We start from the raw sequence: 23,488 nt of genomic DNA, 5'->3' as shown, positions 1-23,488 counted from the left end.
TTCTATGCCGGAACTTTGGGAGGAACGGCTCGATTGGCCGAACATTATCCGATCAAAGGATCAAGAGACGCGTTGTGGCGGGCGACCGCCGTCGCAGCACCGGATTGCACCTGCCTCGACGGGGACCTCGATGTCGATGTCGCCATTATCGGGGCGGGCTTCACGGGCCTGAACGCAGCCCTTGTGCTGGCGGAAGCCGGCACTTCGGTCGCCGTTCTCGAAGCGGCCGATCTCGGCTTCGGCGCTTCCGGACGCAGTGGTGGACAGGTCAATCTCGGGCTCAATCTGGGGCCTTCCGCGTTGATCAAACGTTTCGGCGAGAAGAGCGGCACGCGTCTGGTCGAGATGGTTTCGAAGGTTCCCGACGAGGTATTTGCCCTCATTCGTCGTCATTCCCTTGATTGCGATCCTGTCCAGAACGGTTGGGTGCAGGGAGCAGCAAGCGCGGGCCAACGCCGCCTTCAGGAGGAACTCGCCCGGGACTACGAGCAATATGGCATACATTTTGATGTCCTCGATGCCGGCGAGGTCCGCAAGCGCAGCGGTGCGCATGGCTACGAGGGTGGCCTGTTCTGCGCTTGCGCAGGGTCGCTCCATCCGTTGTCCTATACCCGTGAAATGGCGCGGGTCGCCATTGCCAAGGGCGTCCGTCTCTTCACTCGCACTCCGGTTGAAGCGCTTGAGCGCGAGCAGCAGTACTGGTCGCTGAACTGCGGTAGCCGTGGCCGCGTGCGTGCGTCAACAATACTGATCTGCACCAATGCCTATACCGATGATCTCATTCCCCAATTGAAGGAAACCTTCATCCCGGTGCGCAGCCTGCTGATGGCATCGGAACCGTTGCCGGAAGAGCTGCGCGACAGGATCATGCCCGATCAGGTTACCTTCGTCGACAAGCGGCGGCTTATTCTCTACCTGAGATATGATCGCGACGGACGACTATGCGCCGGCGATCATGGACCGATGCGCGATCGTTTCGCCCTTGCGGATTTCGACGCCCTGCGAAGCCGAGTGGTAGGCGTCTTTCCCGACCTGTCGAAGGTACGCTGGGATTTCCACTGGGGCGGGAGAGTTGCCATGACCCGCAGCAAGCTGCCCTTCATCAAGGTCATCGACCGCGGTGTCATTGCCGGCATGGGCTACAATGGACGCGGCGTCGGCATGGGCTCGATGATGGGCCGCATTCTCGCCGAGTTTGCACTGGGCAAGGCCGAGAGCGACCTGCCGTTTCCGGTCTCCTCACCGGACACCTTTCCCTTTCATCGCTTCCATCGAACGGGGGCAACCATCGCCATCGCATGGCATGGCCTGCTCGACAGGCTCGAAATGAGGGGATTGGGCTGACACACCCCCGGACAGCGCCATCCATCGAAGGTCTCCCGCATTGAGGCGCATCGCAAGTTTTGCCCGCTGGACAATCTCCAGAGCGAGGCGGGAGTTCGGCCTGCTGGCGTTGATGGCCCTGTTGGCCGGCAGTATGTGGCTCTTTATCGGTATCGCCGATGAAGTCAGTGAAGGCGATACGCGTGCCGTCGACAAGGCCATCCTGCTTTCCCTGCGGACTCCCGGCGATCCCGGCGACCCGCTCGGTCCCGGATGGGTCGAGGAACTCGGGCGCGATGCGACCGCCATGGGCGGGGTCGGTGTGCTCACGTTCATAACCGTGGCCTCGGTGATCTACCTGATCCTTGCCCAAAGGAAGCGCACAGCGCTGTTCGTTGCCGTTGCCATCTCAAGCGGTATCGCGCTCAGCCTGCTGCTCAAGGCAGGCTTCAACCGGCCGCGGCCGGACCTCGTTCCGCATGGCTCCATCGTCTACACGACCAGTTTCCCCAGCGGGCATTCGATGATGTCCGCACTTGTCTATCTGACCCTTGGTGCCCTCGTCGCCAATCTTCAACCCAGGCGCCGGCTGAAGGTGTATGTTCTGTCCCTGGCGATCCTGATCACGATCGCGGTCGGTGTCAGCCGGGTCTATCTGGGCGTTCACTGGCCGACGGACGTCCTGGCCGGCTGGGCTGCCGGTGCGACATGGGCAATGCTCAGCTGCATGGTCGCATTATGGCTGCAGCGGCTTCGCAAGGTGGAGCCCGTGACCATGACGGCAGACCCGGATCCGGACCCATCGGAGCCTTGAAGCCGGCAGGGTTCCATGGGCATGGTATCCGTTCAGTTCGTCCGGCCCGCGGCCCACAGAAGTCCGCGACGAAGGATTTCCTTCATTTGCGGGATGTCGAATTCGGCCGCGACATGACCGAGCGAGCTGTAAAACACGCGGCCTTCACCGTAGCGATGCTTCCACACCACCGGCATCACCACACCGCGGGTCCAGCTTGCATGCTCACCGGAAAATGTCGTGGTTGCGAGAACATCGACGGCAGGGTCGACGTGCATGTAGTACTGTTCGCTGCGGTAGTCGAAGCCGTCGATACCGGAGACCACCGGGTCGTCGGGCCGTGTGATGTCCACCCGATAGTCGATGATGTCACCCGGATGGGCAACCCACTGCCCACCGCAGATGAACTGGTAGTCGGTGTTGCCGCGAAAGGCATCGCACATGCCGCCATGGTAGCCTCCCAGGCCGACACCGCCCTCGATGGCCGACGCGAGCGCCCTGGCCTCGGCCTTTTCGATGGCGGCCATTGTGTAGATCGGCACGATCAGGTCGATCGAGCAGATGGCCGGGTCGAGGAACACTGAGGTCTCCGTCTCGACCCGCACATCGAAGCCTTCGGCTTCCAGCATTGTCCTGACGATCGCCGCTCCCTGACGCGGTTCATGGCCTTCCCAGCCGCCCCAGACGATCAGCGCGGAAGAGCGGCTCACTTGAAGACCTCCTCATCTTCACCAAGAGGGACAGGCTGCGGTTGTTCGCAGGTCGTGGTCATCTCGATGTGGCGGCCTTCCGCCGATGAACGATCGAAGGCCGTCATCACCTCAAGAACATGCAGGGCGAGATCACCGGAGGCGCGGTGTGTGCGGCCGGCGCTTATGGCACAGGCCATGTCGATGAGGCCGATCATGCGATAATCGGCAGCCATCTTGCCCTGACGCAATTCCCGATTGGGCTTGCAGAACGGATGATCGCCGATATCAACCGGCTGCCAGTCGCCACCTTCCTTGCTGACGAGAACGTCCCCGCCGAAGAAATTGGGGTCGGGCACCAGCATCGAGCCCGTTTCGCCATAGATCTCGATGGGCTTTCGCTCCGTCTTCCATATATCCCATGACGTCGTGATCGGGATATTGGCACCATTCACGAATTCGAGAACGCCGTTGACCGTGGTCTGGACATCAACGGGAATCTTCGTTCCGCGCAGGGGTTCGCTGGTCACTGTCCGTACATCGAAGGCTTTCGACGTCTGTGCCGTAACGCGGCGTACCGGGCCCAGCAGGTTGACCAGTTGGGTTATGTAATATGGCCCCATGTCGAGAATGGGCCCTCCTCCACGCTTGAAGAAGAACTCCGGATTGGGATGCCACATTTCCATGCCGTGACTCGTGAAACACGCCGCCCCGGACACCACCTTGCCGATGCGGCCCTCGTCGATCACCCGGCGCGCTGCCTGGTGACCCCCGCCCAGAAAGGTGTCCGGCGCGCAGCCGATGCGAAGTCCGTGGCGGGACGCAAGCTCGACGACACTGCGGCCCGCTTCGAAATCCGCTGCAAGCGGCTTTTCGGAATAGACATGCTTGCCCGCTTCGAGAATCGAACGGCTCACATCGGCATGCGCCAACGGTACGGTAATATTGACGATGATCGAAATTTCCGGATCGGCGAGCATTCCGTCAATGCTCATGGCCTCGACACCGTAAGTTCCCGCGCGGGCGACCGCCGCCTCGTGGCGCAGGTCGGCCACGCCCTTGACCTCGACCAGCGACGATCGCGAGGCCCCCTTGAGATAGGCATCGGCGATATTGCCGCAGCCGATGATCCCCAGCCTGGTGACGGCCATCGCTCAAAGCCCCATCGAGGTAATGTAATTGAAGCTGTTGCGGGCACAGGCAGCCGGATCGAGCGGCTTGTCATGCTCCACCACCATCCACCTTGCCCCGGCAGCCCGGCAGGCTTTCCAGAGTTCCACCCAGTCCAGCGTTCCCGAGCCGACATCGGCCCATCCGTCCTGATCGAGATTCTCGCCCTCGGGAGCGATATCCTTCACATGCGCGGCCGCCACCCGCGCTCCGTGGCGTTGCAACAGGGCCTTGGGATCGGCACCCCCACGTACCAGCCAGGCTATATCGGCCTGCCAGACGAGCGGACTGGAACCTGAAGCCTCGAACAGCAGATCGAGCGCATCACGCCCGCCGTCCTTCTTCTCCAGCTCCCAATGGTGGTTGTGATAGCCAAGCTTGATCCCGGCTTCCGCGAACACCTCGGCCATGCGGCCCAGTTCGGCGCCGAGTTCGCGCCAGCCGCCAGCATCCATGTGACGCTGCTCCGGCGGTACGGCCGGCATGAACAGAGTGTCGATACCAAGCACCTTGCAGGCCTCGATCATCGCCTCGGGTTGCTCGCGCAATTGCGACATGCCGACATGGCTGGACGAACCCTTCAGGCCCCGGGCATCGAGTTCATCTCTCACGTCTCCGGCATTTTCGAGATGGCTGCCGATCATCTCGACATGGCGATAGCCGGCCTCTGCCACCGCATCGAGGATCGCAGCGTGGCTGGGCATGTCGCGCAAGGTGTAGAGCTGGATGGATAGAACGTCCGTGACAGACATGATCGCTTCACATTTCCTGAAAAGGGCCGCGCTGCTACAGGCGCTGGCCGGATTGCGGGTCGAAGAGGGAGACTGCGGAAAGATCGAAGCCGAGCCGGACCGATCGTTCGGCGGCATGGGCGGACGCAGGGTTGAGCCGGGCTGACAGCGGCTGGCCTGCAAGACGGAACCAGGCAAGCGTATCCGCACCCATCGGTTCCTGCAGCTCGGTGGCCAGCTCGACATCGAACGGCGCATCCATTTCGCTCAGCGGCCGGACTTTCTCCGGACGCAGACCGAATACCACCTTCTGCCCCTGTTCGGGGCGCCTGGCAAAGGGATAGGAATCCAGCGGCAGGCTGTGATTGCCGATACGCGCGACGATCCCCCCATTGCTGCCGGCAAGCTCGGCTTCAAGGAAGTTCATGCCCGGCGAACCGACGAAATCGGCGACAAAGCGCGTGGCCGGGGTCTCGTAGACGGTTTCGGGGTCGGCCAGTTGTTCGATGACCCCACCATTCATCACCGCGATCTTCGTGGCCATGGTCATGGCCTCGATCTGGTCGTGAGTGACATATATCGTGGTAATTCCGAGCTTCTGATGCAGCCGTTTGATCTCCACCCGCATCTCCGCCCGAAGCTTGGCATCGAGATTGGAGAGCGGCTCGTCGAAGAGAAACAGTCCGGCATCGCGCACCAGCGCCCGGCCGATGGCGACACGCTGCCGCTGACCACCGGACAGCTGACTAGGCTTGCGGTCGAGAAGGTGGGCGATCTGCAGCAGTTCCGAAGCGAAACGCACCTTCTCCTCGACCTTGTCTCTGGGCACCTTGGCCATTTCGAGACCGAAGGAAAGGTTCCGCCGCACCGTCATGGTCGGATAGAGCGCATAGGCCTGGAATACCATGGCAATGTCGCGGTCCTTGGGTTCCTCCCAGGTGACATTCCGCTCGCCGATCCAGATCTGCCCCTCGCTGATGTCGATGAGCCCGGCAATGGCGTTCAGCAGGGTCGACTTGCCACAGCCGGAAGGTCCGAGCAGCACGAGAAAGGCGCCGGGTTCGACTTCGAGATTGAGCCGGTCGAGCACGCGCAGGGCGCCGAAATCGATGCAGACATCGCGAATGGAGACGTTCAGCATGACAACCAATTCCTCATACGCATAGCGTCATCTCAACCCTTCACCGCACCGGAAGCGATGCCGCGGACGAACCATCGACCGGAGACGAAATAGACCACGAGGGGAACGATGCCGGTGAGCATCGTTGCCGCCATGTCCACATTGTAGAGTTTCTCGCCCTGCATCGAATTGACGATATTGTTGAGCTGCACGGTCATGGGTTGATTGCTCGCACCGGCGAATGTCAATCCGAGAATGAAATCGTTCCAGATACCGGTGACCTGCAGGATCACCGCGACGATGACCATGGGTGTGGACATCGGAACGACCACCTTGGTGAAGATCGACCAGAAGCTGCCACCGTCGATTCTCGCTGCATTGAACAATTCGACAGGCAGCGACGAGTAGAAATTGCGGAATAGCAGGGTCATCACCGGCATCCCGAAAATGGTATGAATGACGACAATACCAATCAGCGAATCATAGATACCAACGGTCGAAAATATCCTCACGAGTGGATAGAGGAACACCTGGTAGGGAATGAACGCACCGCACAGCAGCACGCCGAACAGCAGGTTGGCTCCCCGCACCCGCCAGAACGACAGCGCATAGCCGTTCACCATGCCGATCGCAACCGAGAGGATCAGCGACGGGACAAGGATGCGCACCGAGTTCCAGAAGCCGGCACTGATGCCGTCGCAGATGAGCCCGGTACAGGCTTGCGACCACGCGTGGACCCAGGGTTCGAAGGTGATCTCGGATGGCCACGCCATGAGATAGCCCAGCCGGATTTCGTCCATCGTCTTGAGCGACGTGACGATCATGATCCACAAGGGCAGCAGGAAGAACAGGGCAGCGCCGATCAGGAAAGTGTAGACCCCCACCCTGCCCCAGCTGAAACGAGCCGGCCTGCGACCGCTGGGGCCGGTGAATTCGGTCATGGTGACACTGTTCATGCCCGCTTGTCCCGGTTCCGCGGTCCATATTGGTGATAGAGCCACGGGCTGATCACAACGACCACCGCCAGCAGCATGACCGTGGCACAGGCCATCGCCAGGCCGACATTGGCGCGATTGAAAAGGTGATCCATGACGAATTTGGCGGGAACTTCTGTGGAAATGCCCGGACCGCCCTGGGTCATGGCGACGACGATGTCGTAGACCTTGACCACGGCCAGCGACAACAGCACCGTAGCGGTGACGACCATTGGCTTGAGCATTGGCAGGATGACGGACCAATACACCCGCCATATGGGAATGCCGTCGACCTTGACGGCTTTCCAGATCTCCTGGTCGATGCCGCGCAGGCCTGCCAGCAGGATTGCCATGACCAGACCGGAAGCCTGCCAGATGGCGGCGACGACAATGGTGTAGATTGCCATCTCGCGGCTGACGATCCAGTCGAACGTGAAGGTCTCGAATCCCATGTTCCGGACCATCTCCTGGAGACCGTATGTGGGATTGAGGAACCATCTCCAGACGAGGCCGGTCACGATGAACGACAAGGCATGCGGGTAGAGATAGATGGTCCGGAAGACTCCCTCCGCACGGATCCGCTGGTCGATGAAGACGGCGAGGAGAAACCCGAGCACCAGAGAACCGGCGATGAACAATGTACCGAATATGAAGAGATTCTCGATGGAGACGATGAAACGCTCATTGGCAAACAGGCGCTGATACTGGCCCAGTCCCACCCAGTCGAATTTCGGCAGAAGCTTGGAACTGGTGAACGACAGCCGTACCGTCCAGACCATGCAGCCGATATACGCCACCACGACAATGATGGCAGCCGGCAACAAGGCCATGGTCGCGGGCAACTGACGCCGCCAGCGGATCGATCGCGCTGACTTTCTCCCTGCTCCGGGCGAGGCGGTCGGCATGAGGCTTTCCCCCTTCAGAAGGGCGGATGGTATCCGAAGCGGTCAAACCCGCTTCGGATAAATCCACCCGATCGATGCACTAGAAGCCGGATTGCAACGCATCGGAATAGAGGTCGACGAATTCATCGACGCTCATCTCGGGAGCATTCCAGAACTGGGTGATCGCATCCTGAAGGGCACCGCCGATATCGGGCGAAACGAGGAAATCGCTGCTGGGAATCTGCTGGTCGGAATTCTGGAGCAACGCCATGGCCTTCTGCGCACAGACATCCATGCCCGACACATCGACATTGAGCAGGACCGGTATCGAACCCTTCTTCTCGTTGAATGCCACCTGGGGGCCGGGTTCCATCATCAATGTAGCCAGAACCCTCTGAGCCTCGTTCTGCTCGTCCCCCTCGACAACGGGGAATACGAAGACATCCCCTCCGATGATGAAGCCTTCATCCGGGGAAATGATGTTACAGCCATATTCCTTGTCGGGTGTCATGCCGGCGGCGATGAATTCGCCCTTCGCCCAGTCACCCATGATCTGCACCGCGGCCTTGCCGTTGATGACCATCGCAGTGGCGTCATTCCAGTTGCGGCCTGGACTTCCCTCGTCCACGAGATCGCGCATGGAACCATAGGTTTCAACCACCTTGCGGAACGCGTCACCGTGAACGGTATCGACGTCCTTGTCGCGCAGCACCTTGAAATAGGTATCGCGGCCGCCAACCCCGAGCAGCACGGCATTGAAGGTCAGGCGCTCCTGCCAGGACTGACCACCGAGCGCCAGCGGAATGACGCCCGCATCGCGCAGGGCCTTGCCGTCTTCGACCAGCTCGGCGAAAGTCGTCGGTGGCTCAATTCCGGCGTTGGCAAACACTTCAGCATTGTAGAAGAACCAGTTCTGTCCATGAATATTGATCGGCGCCGCATAGAAGCTGCCATTGCGCGTCGCTGCATCCGCGATGACCTTGGGCAGGTTGTCGCGCCAGTGGCCCGCCTCGGCTATGTCATCCAGGTTGCGAAGCAGGTCGGCCTCGACCAGTTCATCGAACTGCTTGCCGGTGTTCAGTTGCATGGCGGTGGGTGGATTGCCGCCGATGATCCGGTTGATTCCCTGGGTGCGAGCATTCTCGCCACCGGCAATGGCCTGATCGATCCAGGTACCGCCACGGGCCGTGAACTCATCGGCAAAGGTCTTGATGGCCGCGGACTCGCCGCCCGAGGTCCACCAGTGAATGACCTCGGCTTTCATCTCCTCCGCGGCAACGGGAAAGGCGATGGAAAGCGAGAGGCAGCCAGCCATCATGGCCTGGCGAAGCTTCGACATGACGCTTTACTCCCTGTTCGCACGTGGGGCATCGGTGAAACCTCAAGGTTGCACCTGCCCCCGTTTTTTATGAAAACGTTTACATTCGCTATCATACCCGAGCATGATGTCAACTGTAGATGACAGGATGTGGGCGTGCACGAAAATCTCAAGCTGCAATCAGGAAAGGTCAAAATACCACGGATCTCCGATGTGGCCGGACTGGCGGGGGTGTCGATCGCAACCGTGAGCCGCACTCTGAGTCACCCCGACATGGTCTCGGCCGAGGCCCGTGCACGCGTGCAGGCTGCGATCCAGAGTACCGGCTACAGCCCCAATCCGACCGCACGAGCCCTGCGTGGCGCCGGGGGCAATCTGGCACTGGTGGTCGTCCCCAATCTCATCACGCCGTTTTTCAGTGAATTGCTGCAACATATCGACCGAGCCCTGTCACGCCGGGGGTTTGCCCTTCTTGTCGGCAATCTCGATGACGACGGCGAGAAGGCGCAACGACTGGCGGACCTCGCATATGGCGGCCAGGTGGCGGGCGCCATTCTGCTCAATGGTTCGGTCCTTTGCGGTCGCCGGGGGCTCGTTGGCAACGGCATTCTGCCCGCTGTCGCGGTGAGTCAGCCCTTCGACCGCGATATCCCCTCCATGCTGCTGGACGAATCCCATGCAATCGGCCTCGCCTTCGACCATCTGAGCGGTCTCGGCCATCGTTGGCTCGGCTATCTCAGCGGCCCCGCCCGCGATCCGGTCGACGACCTGCGCTGGAGAGCCCTGCAGACATGCGCAGACGGTGCGGGCGGACCGAAACCGGTACGCTTCGAAGGCGATTTCGAAATGGGGAGTGGCGTCGACGCCGCCAACGCCTACCTCGCCATGCCCCGACACCCGACCGCCATTGTCGCGGCCAGCGATGCCATGGCCATCGGTTTCATCTCGGCCGTCCATGCGGCAGGGCTCGACGTGCCGGGCGACGTTTCGGTGACCGGGTTCGATGGCATTGCCATGGCCGACATCATCCAGCCCCACCTGACGACTGTCATCCAGCCACAGATCGAAATCGCAGAATACGCCGTCGCAGCGCTCGCAGCCCAGATTAAGGGCAGGACCGGCGTGGCTTCCCGGGTACTGCGCGCTCAGCTGCGCATCGGCGGCAGCACTTCCCCGCCACGCCGATCTTTCGACGAAAACCGATCATTCATGGAGCCTTGAAATCGATCGCTTCGATTCAGACCGCGTTCATGAGCGCTTCGCCATCATGCTGCCCAAAGCGTCGAGCTTGGCATCCCCAAGATAACCGTAGCGGTTGACCCAGACAGCCTTCCCGCCGGCCTTCCATACCGTCTCGATGCGCATGGCAGCGTCGTCCACCGGGCCATAGCTGTGCGCTGCCGGCATGACGGGAGCACCTGTGGCGATGGCGGCTTCGATCTTGCGGATCTGGGCCAACCTGCCGACGGGATGGACTTCCTCGGGCTCCGGATAGCGCAAGACTCCTTCTCCCCCCACGTCGAAAAGCCTCCGCAGCCGGTCGGAAAGATCGGTGGCGTTGTAACCAGGGCTCATGGCATCGCGGTAATCGGCCAGCATCATCGGCCAGTGCATGGTGTAGAGCTTGATCGCGACCTCGTCGGCACCAGCTTGCACCATGCGTGCCGGATCGGCTCCCGACAACTGGCACCAGGGCTCCGGGAAGGCATGGGCAACCAGCCGCATGTGGCTCGGCAAGGCTTCGCGCAATGCACTGATCAACTCGCAGGCGAGAGTACTCTTGAACCGCTGGAGCATCGCGAAGCCCGGACGGGTCAGCAGGCCCTCTTCCAGGAAGCGCCAGGGTTCGCTCATCAATGCGAGACTATCCCGCTGCATCGCCTCGACATCGAGCCCCCTTGCCCGCATGGCACTCGTCGCGTGTTGCGAAAAATCGAAAAACCAGGAAAGCAGGCTGTAGGGTGGATATTCCGGCCAGTCGACACGGATGGCGTCCACCATCGGGTAGGCACGGGCGATATCCGCAACCAAGGCACGAGCGTAATCCAGAATGGCCATGCTGGCCAGCGAGCCGTTCTTGTCCACCCGGTTCCCGAGAATGCGGCCATCGGGCAGGCGCGGCTGGTCCTCGGGCAGCGGGCCGCCGAACTGCACCCTGTATCCGGGCGGGATGGCGGCCTGAACCTGGAGTTGTACCTCGAACCCCGCCTCTCTTGCGCGTTCCAAAAAACGGGCAACGACAGCTCCCTCGCTGCGGGTGAGATCCGTGGGCTCGGACGGGCGGTAGCGCTGCCCCTTGTAGAGCACCTTGTCGGGGATGAAACTCGGCGCCGTGATGCAGCGCAGTTCGCGCTTGCCCCACAGGTCCCGGTCGAGAAGGCGCACCTTGCCCGATCCCGCATCGATCGGCGGCTCGCGCCCGGCATCGGTGGCATCGCTCGGCGCCATCACGTAAGGAGAAGTGGCAACGGCCGTGGCACCGCAGCGCATCAGGTTTTCGAGGATGGCGTCGATACCTTCGGACTGGATCCATTCGGGCATGACGGTGATGCCAAGACGACCGTTCATGACCTCGAATCATCCAGCCAGTTGTCTTCCATTTCCACTTTCCACAGATGGCTTTCCTGCGGGCGCATGGCCTTGGCCCATTGCGACAGAAGTCGCTTCTGATCGATCCTGCCCGCCATTTGCGCAGCAATCTCGCCCGGATGCCAATATTCCAGCACGCGCGCCTGAAGCGCATCGCGCATGGACATGCATCGGCGATCTTCAGCCAGATCATCCATTTCATCCGGGTCATCTCCCAGATGAAAGAGCTGCGGCCGATGACCTTCGTAGTGGACGAACTTCCACGGACCGCTGCGCAGCATGCACTGCTGGACGGGCTCCGTGCCGGTCCAGCGAGACATGCCATCGGTACAATATTCAGCGAACGTCTCGTCGAGCCATGGCGTATTGCCATCACATGCCAGCGGCAGCAGGCTGCGTCCCTGGGCATGCGGCAGGGGTGGCGCACCGGCAGCGTCGATCATGGTGGCGGCAACGTCGAGCAGATTGACCACCTGTGATCGACGCTCGCCCCGCGGCAGTCGGCCGGGCCAGCGCATCACCAGCGGGACCTTCACCGACTGGTCATAGAAGGTCTGCTTCCACCACAAGCCGCGCTCGCCCAACTGGTCACCATGGTCCGAAGTGTAGATTACCAGTGTGTCGTCAGCGAGACCATTCTCCTCCAGGCGGTCGAGGATCTGTCCGATCATCCGGTCCATGGCGGTGGTGAGGCCGTAATAGGCCGTCCGCGCCCGGATCTCCCATTCAGGCGGCAGGTCGAGCGAACCCGTATGCTGACGCCAGGCGTGCATGCATGGATGTTCGATATTACCTGAAGGTGCCGCTAACCTCGGCATGCCGACCCGGTCGCGATATCGTTCGAAATCGGCCTTTGCGCATACATAGGGCTGGTGCGGGAGCATCAGACCGACCGTCATGGCGAAACGCCGTGACGATCCTGCCAGTTCGTCGAGTTTTTCGAGGGTAGCCGCCAGGACATCGCGATCCTTCTTCTCATAGGACGACTGACCGGCCCCCGAGCGCTCGATACTGATGCGGAAAGGATCGTTGGTGCGGTCGAGAACACCAAGCGAATGTGCCTCGCCACCGACCCAGTTGGTCGAATGATCGCCCACCAGCCGTTCTGCATAGCCATGCAGCTGGTCGGGGCCGATGGCATGCAGGCGGCCGACGAGAATCGGGCGGAGACCTGCTGCACCGAGCGCATGGGCATGTGTGGGAATGTCGGAGGCGAGTATGTCGGAATTGGTCCAGCAACCGATGCGGTAGCTGTATTGACCGGCCAGCATCGACATGCGGGCCGGCGTGCACAATGGTGCAGTTGTGTAAGCCTGATCGAAGGTAACGCCACCTTCGGCAAGGCGATCAAGTGCAGGCGTCTCGATAACCGGATCGCCATAGCAACCGGCAACATTCTGCGCGTGCTGGTCCGAAAACAGGAACAGGATGTTTGTCATCGTCGCGAGTACCGTCAAAGAGTGAGTGTATTCAACATGCGGCGCCCGAGATACGTGGTTTCTCACCCGGTGCGGGTGTGTATGGATAGCTTCCCATATCGCGCACGGCGGATTCTCCGCCGGCCGCCTCGATCCTGGCCCGCTGGTCGGCGAAAGCCCGCCGGTTGACGCTCGCAGGGTCGCAGATGGCCCGCAAACGGCGATCGCCTTCGGCCAGCGTGTCGTCGTGGCCGGACTCGAGCGCAAGATCGCGCATTTCCAGCGGGTCGGCGACAAGATCGAACAGCTGTGGGCGATACCCCTCGTAGTGGATGTATTTGTATCGGCCGAAGCGGATCATGAACATCCCCGTGATTGATGCCACCGCATGATATTCGCAGAACACGGTGCGATCCGGATCGGCACCATCGGCAATATCCAGCCAGGAACGCCCCGGCCGGCCCGGATCCGCTCCCCTAGGGTCAACGCCGGTTATCTGGAGGATCGTCGGGAAAGCGTCGACCAGGGATACCGGAGTCGTCACCCGGCGCCCTGCCTCCATTTCCGGCCCCCGGATGATCAGTGGTACACCGGCACTTTCCTCATACATGTTGGACTTGCCCCAGAACGTCCGCGCACCGAGATTGTCGCCATGGTCTGAAGTGTAGATAACCGTGGTCGTCTCCGCGAGGCCACTGTTCTCGACCGTCGACAGAATGCGGCCGATATTGTCATCGAGGAAGCTGACCATGCCGTAATAGGCGGCAATCGCCGTGCGGACATGTGTTTCATCGGTGAAATGATCCTCGTAGTCCTGAATTTCGCGAAGCTTGCGCAAGACCGGATGATCGGGGAATTCGGCAGGACCGCGCAATTGCGGCAGGTGAAGCCCGTCCAGCTTGTACCTGCTGAAGAACTCGTGCGGCGCCTTGAGCGGGAAGTGCGGGCAGACGAAGGAGACGAACAGGGTCCAGGGTTTGTCCGCGGGATTTTGCGCTGCCTTGTCCAGCCATTGGCAGGCAGCGTCACGGATGTCGCGGTCATAGCGAATATAGGTGCTCTCGCCTTCGCCCGCATCGGCTGCCAGCTGGCGGGTCGAGGGGCGCCTGGGTGGCGGGCTGCGCAACATTCCCTGTAGGTCACCCTTCCCGTCCAGTACATGGAGTGGCAGGATCTCGTTATCGAAGCCATTGGGATCGTCCGTGGCGCGATAATGCAGCTTGCCGATCGAGTCGCAGCGATGACCGGCTGCGGCCAGCCGGTGGCCGAAGCTCTCGGGCTCGCCATGGTAGGGAAAGGCGTTGTCCCAATAGCCGATCTCATGGACATGGCGACCTGTGGCAAAACTTGCCCTGCTGGGCACGCATATCGGGCAATTGCAGTAAGCGTTCTCGAACAACGTGCCCTCCTGCGCCATCCGATCAAGATTGGGCGTCTGGATCACGTTGTTGCCATAGGCGCCAAGAACTCTGCGGCTGTGCTCGTCGGACATGATGAACAGGACATTGTTGCCACTCATGGGTGTTCCTTCCTTTGTTTGCGCAACCTGGTCTGAATGAAAGGCCAGACGAGCATGGCCAGTGAAATGACGAGGAATATCACCGCGACCGGGCGATCCAGCACACCCCAGAAACCGTTGTCGGAAAGCTGAAGACTGGACCGCAACTCCGATTCGAAGATGCCGGCGAGCACGAACCCGATGACGAATGGCCCGAGCGGGACCCTCGCGCGGTCGAGTCCGAAACCGATGATGCCAAAGCCGATCACCACCCAGACATCGTACATGCGGTTGGAAAGGGCGTAGGCACCGACCACGCAGCAGACGAAGATCAGCGGCAACAGGATCGCCTTGTCGAAGACGATCATCTTCGCGATCCAGCGCACAGACAGCGTCATGATGATGAACATCAGGATATTGGCAACCAGATAGGCGGCCATCAACGCCCAGACGAATTCCCCATTTGTGATAAAGAGAAGGGGTCCGGGCTGGATATTGTGCAGGATGAGAGCCGAAAGCAGGATCGCGTCAATGGGACTTCCGGGAATGCCCATGGTGATCATCGGGATCAGCGCACCGCCGACATTGGCGTTGTTGGCTGCTTCGGAAGCAATGATGCCCTCGTCATGACCGGTGCCGAACTTTTCCGGCGTCCGTGACAGGCTTCGAGCGGCGGCATAGGCCACCATGGATGAAATGCTCGCGCCGACACCCGGAAGGATGCCGATCCAGGTTCCGATGATGCCCGAGCGGACGATGTTGACCCCGTGGCGCCGCCATTCGCGCAGACCGATGCTCACGCGCGAGCGGCCGAGCCTCAGCGAGAGGGGTGTCTTGTTGATCTCGTAGGCATCCTTGATGATCTGGCTCATGACAAAGATGCCGAGCAGAACCGGCAACAACTTGAAGCCGTCGGCAAGTTCGTTGATACCCATGGTCAACCGTAGCTGACCGTCGGACTCGTTGAGCCCCGGCATGGCGAACAGCATGCCCAGAAAGCCCGCAATCAGGCCCTTGATCATGCTACCCTGGCTGATGCTGGCAATCAGCACGATGGCCATCAGCACCATGGTGAAATACTCCCATGGGCTGAACTGCATGGCCCATTTCGAGAGCGGTGGAGAGAGCAGCACGAGAAAGACACCGGCAATCAGCCCGCCCACCAGCGACGCACCGATCCCCAGCGCCAGCGCACGCTCGGGTTCGCCGTCGCGGGCCATGGGATAGCCATCGAAAGTCGTCATGACGGATGACGGCGTGCCGGGCATGCGCAGCAGCGTGGCGGAGATCAGCCCGCCCGAGACCGATCCCACATACATCGCCACCAGCAGAACCAGCGCCTCCGTGCTGTTCATGTAAAAGGTCAATGGCATGGTCAGCGTGATCAGCATGCCACCTGTCAGTCCCGGCACCGCACCGACGAAGATCCCGAGAAAAGTACCCAGCAGCACCCAGAAGAACGGCCACGGATGGAGAATGTAGACGAAAGCGTCAAGGAGACCGGCGGCCATTCAGTGCCCCTCCTCCCAGAAGGAGTGCTGTGGCAGGTCGATATAGAAGAACCCGGTCAAGAGCGCATTGAGGCCGTATCCCGTCACGATCGCCGCAAGGGCGACCGCCAGCATCACCCGCGGGCGGCCACGCGCCAGCACGCCACCCATCACCAGCACGAACAGCGTCGAGGCCGGTGCAAATCCCAAAATGCGAAACTGCATCACACCGACATAGAGCAGTGGCAGCGTCGCGGCAGCCAGCGCCGTCCAGGGTGAAGGTGTGCCCGCGGCATCCTCGACTCCGGGACCGGCCCCGCGGCTGTCAGCATCGGCATGCGCTCCGACAGGCGTGCGAAGGCATCGGATCACGAGTACGAGCGCCAATACCATCAGCAACGCAGACACCATGCGCGGTACAGCCGCCGATCCGAGCGGGTCAAAGAAGGGTGGAGGCAGGCGGTTTGCCTGAACGATCACAAAACTGCCAAGCGCCAACAGTGCCATTGCAAGGCAGATATCCTGCCGCCGCCATTCCGACGCAAACAACCGTTCGAGCATGGGTAATCTTCACTCGTTGAAGCTCTTCCCCCGTCCAGACGCAAGAAGCTGGGCGGCGAGAGAATACTCTCCATCAGGAACTGGACTTGAGGTCCCAATCATATTCGACCGGATACTATTCCAGTCCCGATCTAGTTCTGAAGCTCGCGTGCCTTTGCCACCAGCGGTTCGGTCTGTGCCTTCCACCAGTCAAGTTCGGCACGCAGTTCAGCCGCTTCGACGAACTTCGGCACCACGCCGAGCTCGTTCAGCTGGTTCTGAACTTCAGGATCGGCCATCGCGGTACGCAGGGCATTGACGACATGGTCCTGCACTTCCTTGGAGGTACCCTTGGGTGCGAGCCAGATACGATTCGCCTTGGCCACGACGTCGATGCCCTTCTCGCGTGCTGTCGGCACGTCAGGAAGAATGTCGAGGCGCTCCTCGGAAAACATCACGATCGGTTTGAGATCGGCATCCGCCCATTTGACGAATTCGAGCGAACCGAAAATGGCGAAATCGGTATGCATGGCGACCACCGACGGGAAGCGCTTGGCACCGCCGCCAACCTGGACATAGCGGAACTGAACGCCTGCCTTGCTGGCAACCATGAGCGGCACGAAATGCACTGGCAAGCCGACATTGGTCGCGCATTTTACGCTGTCGGGATGGGCTTTGGCCGCCGCGATCAATTCGTCGAAGGTCTGGTAGGGCGAGTTGACCGAAACCCCGAAGCCGAGGTCGCCATAGCCCGTCGCGCCAAGGATCTCGAAACTCTCATGATCGAAATCAGCGACACCCATGGCCGAAGAAGTGATCAGTCCTTCATGCCAGAAACCCACCGTGTAACCGTCCGGATCGGCATCCTTGATCGCTCGCGTGCCAATGGTCCCACCCGCACCGGGCATGTTGACGATGACGGCATCACTGCCGAGCACATCCGGATGACTTTCGAAAAAGCGCTGCAGAATGCGCGCAACCGAGTCCATGCCTCCGCCAGCCTGTGTCGGCACGATGATCTTGATCGGCTTTTCCGGATATGCGGCCCTGGCCGGGCCAGACAACCCGAAAGCCGCAAGGCCGATCAGAACGGCGAGCGCACCGCTACCCGCAAAGAACGCACGCCGGGCACCTTGTGTGACAACAACCATCGACTTTCCTCCCCGACAGGATCGTCATTCATGATTTCGCATAGTTGACAACAGTACTTGACGTACTTCAAGTGCAATTGGTAACCATAATGATAACCTAATGGAATATGAATATCCGTCACTCGTGGAGTGATGCGGACTTCCGGGGAGGACGGTCCGGGATGGAAATCCGAATCATCGACTACTTCCTGACCGTGGCAGAATCCGGTTCTCTGCGGGCTGCGGCAAAGGCCCTCGGCCTGACACAACCGGCCCTCACAAAATCGATCCGCAGGCTTGAGGACGAAACCGGTGTCGAACTGTTCGAGCGCCGGGCGCGAGGTGTCACTCTCACCGAATACGGCCGCTCGTTCCTGCGTCATGCCCGTGCCCTCAAGGCCAGCATGTCGGAAGCACGCAGTGAGATCGAGGCACTCAAGCGTGGCGATGCGGGCCAGGTACGCATTGGCGCCGGCCCGTCATGGCAAACGCGGATCCTGCCGGATGTCCTGCCCCATTTCCGCCAGCATAATCCGGGTGTGCGAATCCGGGTGATGGGCGGTCACGACGATGCGCTCAAGGCCGATCTGCGACGCGGTGCGCTCGACCTTGTGGTCGCGGCGCTGCCGGAACCTTCCGACGATCCCGACCTCGACACGCGTACGCTGATGCTCGACCACTATCGGGTCATCGCCGACCGGAACCACCCGTTGCACCATACCGATCGACTGGAATTCGGGCGATTGCTGGATTTCCCGTGGATCCTGCCCGCACGATCAACCTATCTCGCCCGACGGCTGGAGGTGATGATGCGTGCCAAGGGACTGGCGCCACCGCGCGCGGTGATCGAGACGGACATCGTCGCTCTCAAGCTCAATCTGATGCGCGGAAGCGACTATCTCAGCTTCCATGCGGTCGGCCATCTCGAAGCTGTAGCCGAATACGACATCCGCCCACTGCCTTTTCCCGAGGCCGGCTGGCAACGGCGGGCAGGACTCATCATGCGTCACGGTATCGAACCCAATGCCGCCACGCATGCCCTGATCGAAACCATCGAATCCGTCTGCCGGGCGGCATCGTCGCCCGACAGCATACAGGTCTCCGATCTGTTCGACGGGTCCAGCAACGAACCGACAACCATGTCAAGGAGGCATTGACCATGACGATCAGGCATCTTCTCGCTTCGGCAGTAACTGTGATGGCAGCTCTGGCCATCAGCTTTGGCGGGGCACTTGCCGCCTGGCCGGAAAAGCCGGTCAAGGTGATCGTGCCGTTCAAGGCAGGCGGCACATCTGACCAGGTCGCACGTGCTTTCCAGAAGGCCATTCAGGACAATGACATCCTGCCGCAGCCGGTCACCATCGTGAATGTCGGCGGACATTTCTCCATCGGGTCACGTCAGGTCATGGAAGCCGAACCTGATGGTTATACCTTCCTCACCGTCCACATCGCGCTCATGGGCGGGGAAGCCGGCGGCATGTTCGATTTCGGCTATCGCGATTTCGCGCCGGTAGCCGCCACCGGCCAGTTCTGCGTGCTGCCCATGGTTCGCAAGGACAGCGGCATCGACAGCATCGATCAGCTTCTCGAAAAGGCGGCGGCGGAGCCCGACACGGTTCTTTTCGGCGCCAATCTCGGGGCAATCAACCACATGGCCGGCATCATGCTGCAGAACACCGAGCCCGGAGCGAAGTTCCGCTTTGTGCAGATCGGTGGCGGCACGGCCAATTTCACTGCCCTGACCGGGGCTCAGACCAACGCCACGGTGCTCTCTGCGGCCGAGGTGATCAACTTCACCCGGATGCCTGATGGTAGCGAGAATCCCGAATCGCAGATCAAGCCGCTGGCTTATACCGGTCCTGAGCGGGTCTCCCAGCTTCCGGATGTTCCCACGATGAAGGAACTCGGGCGTGACATGGAATTTTGCATCGACAGTTGGTGGTTTGCGCCCAAGGGAACCCCGCAGGAAGCCATCGACGGCATGGCTGAAGCCCTCGAAAAGGCATCCGTCACCGACACGGTGACGTCGTTTTACGAGAGCCAGGCATTTGCGCCGGTCTTCCTCAAGGGCGAGGAGCTGCAACAAAGTCTGGACGCGACCTGGGCTGCCATCGAGCCGGTCGCCCGGCAGGCGGCACAAAAATAACGATACAGCACGGACGGATCGTGTGGACCTGCACAGGTCCGTCCGCATTTATGGGGAGGGACGACTGCCTTGATCGAATCCGTCGACAGGCGCGTCGATATCGCCGTAGCCCTGGGGCTCATCGTTATCTGCGCCATCGCCCTGTTTGGAACCCGCGATCTTCCACCTGGTACCTTCGAACCTCTGGGCTCCGCGCCGGTGCCTCAGGCGACAGCCGCCATCATCATCGCCCTTTGCACGATCGTGATCGCCCGAGCCTCGCGCCGTCCGCATGCGAACAGCCGGGCACCGGACGGTGTCATCGCCGGCAAGGATGATTCCGACAAGGCCAATGCCGGCCGGGCCGTCATCACCGTGCTTCTGACCATCGGCTACATTGCCACCATCCACATGCGGCTGGCCACCTTTGCCGTGTTAACGACCGTCTACCTTGTGCTCACCATCGGCTGGCTGTCACGATTCAAGCCGCATCTGCTGCCCGCCATTGCCGCAACCGCACTCGTCGTCGGCTTCGGTTGCCAGTTCATCTTCACGCGGGTCTTCATCGTCGACCTGCCGGGATTGTAGAGCCATGATTGACGGACTGCTCGGTGGACTTGCTCTCGTCTTCCACCCCTGGGCCTTCTTCTTCGTTGTACTCGGCACAGTGCTGGGTATCACGGTTGGAGCGATACCGGGGCTGACAGGAGCCATGCTGATCGCGCTGACCCTGCCGCTCACCTACTACATGACTCCCACCGATGCCGTGGTGCTGCTGATCGCCATGTATGTGGGCTCGGTGACCGGCGGGCTGATCACGGCGACGCTACTGCGCATGCCCGGCACACCATCCAACGTCATGACCACCTTCGATGGTTATCCGATGGCCCGCGCGGGCAAGCCCGGCCGCGCACTGGGGCTTGGAATTTCGGCATCCTTCATCGGCGGCCTCGTCTCCTGGGTATTCCTGTTGCTGCTGGCCAAGCCGTTGTCGATCTGGGCAACCCGTTTCGGCCCGTTTGAATATTTCACACTGATCCTGATGGCCATGGTGTTGATTGCCAGCGTCAGTCAGGGCAGCCTCGTCAAGGGGCTCATCGCCGGCATGCTCGGCATGCTCGCTTCGATGCCGGGCGTGGACCCCTCCGCCGGCCAGCCGCGCCTGACCTTCGACTGGTACATGCTCAATGGCGGGCTCAAGCTGCTGCCGGTGCTCATCGGCGTCTTCGCCGTATCGCAAATCATCAATGACATTCTCGAACTGGGGAAAAAGGCCGATCGTGTCGAAGCCTCGTCGAGCGGCCTGCTGATGTCGCTGCGCGACTGGATCCGGCACTCGGCCAACATGCTGCGATCGTCGCTGATCGGAACCTTTGTCGGTATCCTGCCCGGTGTCGGCGCATCCATCGGATCGGTGATCGCCTATACCGTCACCCGCAACGTGTCGAAGACGCCCGATGAATTCGGCAAGGGCTCGGAGGCTGGCATCGTCGCATCCGAGGCCGCCAACAACGCTACCATCGGCGGTGCACTGATCCCGCTGATCGCCATGGGCATACCCGGCTCGGTGATCGATGCCATACTCATTGGCGCTCTCATGATCCATTCGATCCAGCCGGGCCCGACACTGTTTCTCACCAATGGCGATGTCGTCTGGGCGATGATTGCCGCCTGCCTGATTGCCAACATCGTCATGCTTTTCGTGATGATGGGCTCGGTGGGCTGGGTCGCCCGGCTGGCGACCATTCCCCGGCAGTTCCTCCTGCCCGTGATCATCGTCTTTTGCATCGTCGGCAGTTTCGGCCTCGACAACACCATGTTCGATGTCTGGGTGATGCTGATCTTCGGCCTGATCGGCTTTGCTCTGGAACGCGCCCGCTATCCGCTTGGACCCTTCGTCATAGGTTTCGTGCTGGCCCCGCTGATGGAGGAGAAGCTGCGCTCCGGCCTGATGATGTCCGGCGGCTCGATCCTGCCGGTGTTCACCCGGCCCGTGGCCCTGCTGTTCCTGGTCGCGGCTGTTGTGCTGTTGACATGGTCGCTGATCAGCGAATGGCGGCAGGCACGGGAGCGTGGTCGATGAAAGCACCCGATTTCCTCGGTTATGAGCGCCCATGTGGCCGTGCCGGCCTGCGCAACCACCTGCTGCTGCTCTCGCCTACCGGCCTGACCACACCGCTGTGCCGGCGTGTGGCTGCACAGCTGCGCGGCACGATCGCCATAGGGACAGGATACGGCAGCGGCCAACTCGGTGATGACGCAGCCATTCATGCGCGCTGCCTTGCCGGTTTTGCCTGCCATCCGAATGTCGCCGCGATTGTCGTCATCGGTGCAGATTCACTCAAGATCGAGCCGCTGGTTCGTGCCGCCGAAGCGTCGGGGCGGCCCTGCGCCGGACTCTGTCTCGACGATTTCGGCCATGACGCCTTGCGTCTCGGTGATGCCGCCCTGCGTGCAGCGGCGGGGCTGCTCAAGGTCATCTCCGGCCAGCAACGCAAACGGCTCCCGGCATCCGAACTGATGCTGGCGCTGGAGTGCGGGCGCTCGGACCCGAGTTCCGGCCTCGTTGCCAACCCGCTGGCCGGATTGATGGCCGACGCCGTCATCGATGCGGGCGGCAGTGCGATCTTCGGCGAAACGACCGAGTGGCTGGGTGCGGAAACGATCCTGACCACCCGTGCCGTATCGCCGCGGGTCGCACAAGCCGTCAATGCCGCCGCGGCCTCACGTGAACAGTACGCTGTCGCCCAAGGTCTGGACCTGACTTACAACAATCCCAGCTTGACCAATATCGAGGCCGGGCTGACAACCATCGAGGAAAAATCGCTGGGCGCCGTGGCCAAGTCGGGGAATCGCCCCTTGCAGGGTCTTTTGTCCTATGGCGAAGTTCCACCCGCAGCCGGGCTCTGGGCCATGGATGCCGCTGCCTATGCACCGGAATCACTGACGGGCTTTACCGCTGCCGGCTGTAATCTCGCCCTGTTCACCACTGGCGTTGGCAACAGTTATACGAGTGCGCTCATGCCCACCATCAAGCTCAGCGCCAATCCGGAAACGGCCAACCGCATCACCACCCAGCTCGATTTTACCGGCGAGCGGGTCTTTACCGGCGAGGAAACACTGGAAAGCGCAGCGGACCGCCTGCTCGCCCAGATCGCCGCAACCGCTTCGGGCGAACTCACCTATGGAGAAATCCTCGGTGATTGCGATGAAGTGATCAGCCGCTTCGGAGCTTCATTGTGATATCCTCGCGCGCCGCCATCCGCCTCCATTGTCACGACAATGTCGCCACATGCCTGCGCCCTATCGGACCGGGTGAAGCCATCGTCGTTGGCGATGACCACCTGACTGCGGCGGAACCCGTCCCGTTCTGCCACAAGATCGCCTTGGCCGACATCCCGACAGGTCAGCCCGTGATCAAGTATGGTCAGATCATCGGCGAGACGATACATCCCATCGCCCGCGGCACTCACGTACACATCCACAACATGCGCAGCCTGCGAGCCCGGAGCCAGGTCCATCAATCTCCGGCACAGGGAATCTCGCCCAATCCACCATGAATCACGGGATTGCCGTTTGAATGCAGGCGTGGGTCTTCCATCATTCGCGCCCATGCCCGGTCGCGTACGACCTTCGATGGCCAGCCGATCCAACCGACCACAACCGTTTCACCATCACCACAGAGTACAGCCATGG

Annotated in this window: 23 protein-coding genes; 9 read left to right on the top strand and 14 right to left on the bottom strand. The window is 61.2% G+C overall.

The genetic code is table 11. From position 1 onward, the window contains the following. The first annotated feature begins 33 nt into the window (after positions 1-33). Complete coding sequence (locus H6851_20955; protein MCB9946077.1) at positions 34-1,344, top strand: FAD-binding oxidoreductase; 1,311 nt, start codon at positions 34-36, stop codon at positions 1,342-1,344. 112 nt (positions 1,345-1,456) lie between these two features. Next, positions 1,457-2,137, top strand: a complete 681-nt coding sequence (locus tag H6851_20950) for a phosphatase PAP2 family protein (GenBank protein ID MCB9946076.1) — start codon at positions 1,457-1,459, stop codon at positions 2,135-2,137. A 32-nt stretch (positions 2,138-2,169) separates the two neighbouring features. Here the strand turns inward: H6851_20950 and H6851_20945 are convergent, their stop codons facing one another. The 7 genes from H6851_20945 to H6851_20915 form a co-directional block, all read right to left on the bottom strand. After that, positions 2,170-2,826, bottom strand: a complete 657-nt coding sequence (locus tag H6851_20945) for a ThuA domain-containing protein (GenBank protein ID MCB9946075.1) — start codon at positions 2,824-2,826, stop codon at positions 2,170-2,172. After that, complete coding sequence (locus tag H6851_20940; protein ID MCB9946074.1) at positions 2,823-3,956, bottom strand: Gfo/Idh/MocA family oxidoreductase; 1,134 nt, start codon at positions 3,954-3,956, stop codon at positions 2,823-2,825. The genes H6851_20945 and H6851_20940 overlap by 4 nt, the downstream gene beginning before the upstream one ends. Positions 3,957-3,959: 3 nt before the next feature. Further along, positions 3,960-4,727 (bottom strand): sugar phosphate isomerase/epimerase, encoded by a 768-nt coding sequence (locus H6851_20935; protein ID MCB9946073.1) that lies wholly within the window; start codon positions 4,725-4,727, stop codon positions 3,960-3,962. 34 nt (positions 4,728-4,761) lie between these two features. After that, a complete protein-coding gene (locus H6851_20930) occupies positions 4,762-5,847 on the bottom strand; it encodes an ABC transporter ATP-binding protein (GenBank protein ID MCB9946072.1) in 1,086 nt (361 codons plus the stop codon). A 32-nt stretch (positions 5,848-5,879) separates the two neighbouring features. Next, positions 5,880-6,782, bottom strand: a complete 903-nt coding sequence (locus H6851_20925; GenBank protein MCB9946071.1) for a carbohydrate ABC transporter permease — start codon at positions 6,780-6,782, stop codon at positions 5,880-5,882. Further along, positions 6,779-7,705 carry a sugar ABC transporter permease gene (locus tag H6851_20920; protein ID MCB9946070.1) on the bottom strand — a complete coding sequence of 309 codons (927 nt, stop codon included), beginning with the start codon at positions 7,703-7,705 and terminating at the stop codon, positions 6,779-6,781. Before H6851_20920 ends, H6851_20925 begins: the two co-directional genes overlap by 4 nt. 79 nt (positions 7,706-7,784) lie before the next feature. Then, positions 7,785-8,999: a carbohydrate ABC transporter substrate-binding protein gene (locus H6851_20915; GenBank protein ID MCB9946069.1), complete on the bottom strand. Its 1,215-nt coding sequence runs from the start codon at positions 8,997-8,999 to the stop codon at positions 7,785-7,787. Between the two features lie 159 nt (positions 9,000-9,158). Between H6851_20915 and H6851_20910 the strand changes: the two genes are divergently transcribed. Beyond that, on the top strand, positions 9,159-10,223 hold the full coding sequence (locus tag H6851_20910) for a LacI family DNA-binding transcriptional regulator (GenBank protein ID MCB9946068.1): 1,065 nt from the start codon (positions 9,159-9,161) through the stop codon (positions 10,221-10,223). Positions 10,224-10,250: 27 nt separating this feature from the next. Here H6851_20910 and H6851_20905 read toward each other — a convergent pair whose 3' ends face one another. From H6851_20905 to H6851_20880, 6 genes are all read right to left on the bottom strand, one after another. Continuing rightward, complete coding sequence (locus tag H6851_20905) at positions 10,251-11,570, bottom strand: hypothetical protein (GenBank protein ID MCB9946067.1); 1,320 nt, start codon at positions 11,568-11,570, stop codon at positions 10,251-10,253. Further along, a complete protein-coding gene (locus H6851_20900) occupies positions 11,567-13,030 on the bottom strand; it encodes a sulfatase-like hydrolase/transferase (protein MCB9946066.1) in 1,464 nt (487 codons plus the stop codon). The genes H6851_20905 and H6851_20900 overlap by 4 nt, the downstream gene beginning before the upstream one ends. Before the next feature lie 31 nt (positions 13,031-13,061). Then, on the bottom strand, positions 13,062-14,528 hold the full coding sequence (locus H6851_20895; GenBank protein ID MCB9946065.1) for a sulfatase-like hydrolase/transferase: 1,467 nt from the start codon (positions 14,526-14,528) through the stop codon (positions 13,062-13,064). Beyond that, positions 14,525-16,018: a tripartite tricarboxylate transporter permease gene (locus tag H6851_20890; GenBank protein ID MCB9946064.1), complete on the bottom strand. Its 1,494-nt coding sequence runs from the start codon at positions 16,016-16,018 to the stop codon at positions 14,525-14,527. Before H6851_20890 ends, H6851_20895 begins: the two co-directional genes overlap by 4 nt. Continuing rightward, positions 16,019-16,558 carry a tripartite tricarboxylate transporter TctB family protein gene (locus tag H6851_20885; protein MCB9946063.1) on the bottom strand — a complete coding sequence of 180 codons (540 nt, stop codon included), beginning with the start codon at positions 16,556-16,558 and terminating at the stop codon, positions 16,019-16,021. A gap of 131 nt (positions 16,559-16,689) precedes the next feature. Then, positions 16,690-17,688, bottom strand: a complete 999-nt coding sequence (locus tag H6851_20880) for a tripartite tricarboxylate transporter substrate binding protein (GenBank protein MCB9946062.1) — start codon at positions 17,686-17,688, stop codon at positions 16,690-16,692. A gap of 161 nt (positions 17,689-17,849) precedes the next feature. Between H6851_20880 and H6851_20875 the strand changes: the two genes are divergently transcribed. From H6851_20875 to H6851_20850, 6 genes are all read left to right on the top strand, one after another. Continuing rightward, positions 17,850-18,824, top strand: a complete 975-nt coding sequence (locus tag H6851_20875; protein ID MCB9946061.1) for a LysR family transcriptional regulator — start codon at positions 17,850-17,852, stop codon at positions 18,822-18,824. Between the two features lie 2 nt (positions 18,825-18,826). Then, a complete protein-coding gene (locus tag H6851_20870) occupies positions 18,827-19,813 on the top strand; it encodes a tripartite tricarboxylate transporter substrate binding protein (GenBank protein MCB9946060.1) in 987 nt (328 codons plus the stop codon). Between the two features lie 69 nt (positions 19,814-19,882). After that, on the top strand, positions 19,883-20,380 hold the full coding sequence (locus H6851_20865; protein MCB9946059.1) for a tripartite tricarboxylate transporter TctB family protein: 498 nt from the start codon (positions 19,883-19,885) through the stop codon (positions 20,378-20,380). Between the two features lie 4 nt (positions 20,381-20,384). After that, the gene (locus H6851_20860) at positions 20,385-21,875 is read left to right on the top strand and encodes a tripartite tricarboxylate transporter permease (protein ID MCB9946058.1); all 1,491 of its coding nucleotides are present in this window, start codon (positions 20,385-20,387) and stop codon (positions 21,873-21,875) included. Beyond that, the gene (locus tag H6851_20855) at positions 21,872-23,035 is read left to right on the top strand and encodes a UxaA family hydrolase (GenBank protein MCB9946057.1); all 1,164 of its coding nucleotides are present in this window, start codon (positions 21,872-21,874) and stop codon (positions 23,033-23,035) included. Before H6851_20860 ends, H6851_20855 begins: the two co-directional genes overlap by 4 nt. After that, complete coding sequence (locus H6851_20850) at positions 23,032-23,352, top strand: UxaA family hydrolase (protein MCB9946056.1); 321 nt, start codon at positions 23,032-23,034, stop codon at positions 23,350-23,352. The genes H6851_20855 and H6851_20850 overlap by 4 nt, the downstream gene beginning before the upstream one ends. Here the strand turns inward: H6851_20850 and H6851_20845 are convergent. Beyond that, positions 23,313-23,486 carry a DUF1428 family protein gene (locus H6851_20845; GenBank protein ID MCB9946055.1) on the bottom strand — a complete coding sequence of 58 codons (174 nt, stop codon included), beginning with the start codon at positions 23,484-23,486 and terminating at the stop codon, positions 23,313-23,315. The two genes, H6851_20850 and H6851_20845, sit on opposite strands and share 40 nt — an antisense overlap. Between the last annotated feature and the right edge of the window lie 2 nt (positions 23,487-23,488).

It is taken from the genome of Geminicoccaceae bacterium (genome assembly GCA_020638465.1).
GTDB lineage: Bacteria > Pseudomonadota > Alphaproteobacteria > Geminicoccales > Geminicoccaceae > JAGREO01.
The sequence above is the reverse complement of the archived record's forward strand: the minus strand, read 5'-3'. Positions and strand labels throughout refer to the sequence as shown.

Bases quoted from the DNA above. Each gene is read 5' to 3' on its own strand.
- H6851_20950 (MCB9946076.1), top strand. From the start codon at position 1,457: ATGGCCCTGTTGGCCGGCAGTATGTGGCTCTTTATCGGTATCGCCGAT.
- H6851_20940 (MCB9946074.1), bottom strand. From the start codon at position 3,956: ATGGCCGTCACCAGGCTGGGGATCATCGGCTGCGGCAATATCGCCGAT.
- H6851_20935 (MCB9946073.1), bottom strand. From the start codon at position 4,727: ATGTCTGTCACGGACGTTCTATCCATCCAGCTCTACACCTTGCGCGAC.
- H6851_20930 (MCB9946072.1), bottom strand. From the start codon at position 5,847: ATGCTGAACGTCTCCATTCGCGATGTCTGCATCGATTTCGGCGCCCTG.
- H6851_20925 (MCB9946071.1), bottom strand. From the start codon at position 6,782: ATGAACAGTGTCACCATGACCGAATTCACCGGCCCCAGCGGTCGCAGG.
- H6851_20920 (MCB9946070.1), bottom strand. From the start codon at position 7,705: ATGCCGACCGCCTCGCCCGGAGCAGGGAGAAAGTCAGCGCGATCGATC.
- H6851_20915 (MCB9946069.1), bottom strand. From the start codon at position 8,999: ATGGCTGGCTGCCTCTCGCTTTCCATCGCCTTTCCCGTTGCCGCGGAG.
- H6851_20905 (MCB9946067.1), bottom strand. From the start codon at position 11,570: ATGAACGGTCGTCTTGGCATCACCGTCATGCCCGAATGGATCCAGTCC.
- H6851_20900 (MCB9946066.1), bottom strand. From the start codon at position 13,030: ATGACAAACATCCTGTTCCTGTTTTCGGACCAGCACGCGCAGAATGTT.
- H6851_20895 (MCB9946065.1), bottom strand. From the start codon at position 14,528: ATGAGTGGCAACAATGTCCTGTTCATCATGTCCGACGAGCACAGCCGC.
- H6851_20890 (MCB9946064.1), bottom strand. From the start codon at position 16,018: ATGGCCGCCGGTCTCCTTGACGCTTTCGTCTACATTCTCCATCCGTGG.
- H6851_20885 (MCB9946063.1), bottom strand. From the start codon at position 16,558: ATGCTCGAACGGTTGTTTGCGTCGGAATGGCGGCGGCAGGATATCTGC.
- H6851_20880 (MCB9946062.1), bottom strand. From the start codon at position 17,688: ATGGTTGTTGTCACACAAGGTGCCCGGCGTGCGTTCTTTGCGGGTAGC.
- H6851_20875 (MCB9946061.1), top strand. From the start codon at position 17,850: ATGGAAATCCGAATCATCGACTACTTCCTGACCGTGGCAGAATCCGGT.
- H6851_20870 (MCB9946060.1), top strand. From the start codon at position 18,827: ATGACGATCAGGCATCTTCTCGCTTCGGCAGTAACTGTGATGGCAGCT.
- H6851_20860 (MCB9946058.1), top strand. From the start codon at position 20,385: ATGATTGACGGACTGCTCGGTGGACTTGCTCTCGTCTTCCACCCCTGG.
- H6851_20855 (MCB9946057.1), top strand. From the start codon at position 21,872: ATGAAAGCACCCGATTTCCTCGGTTATGAGCGCCCATGTGGCCGTGCC.
- H6851_20845 (MCB9946055.1), bottom strand. From the start codon at position 23,486: ATGGCTGTACTCTGTGGTGATGGTGAAACGGTTGTGGTCGGTTGGATC.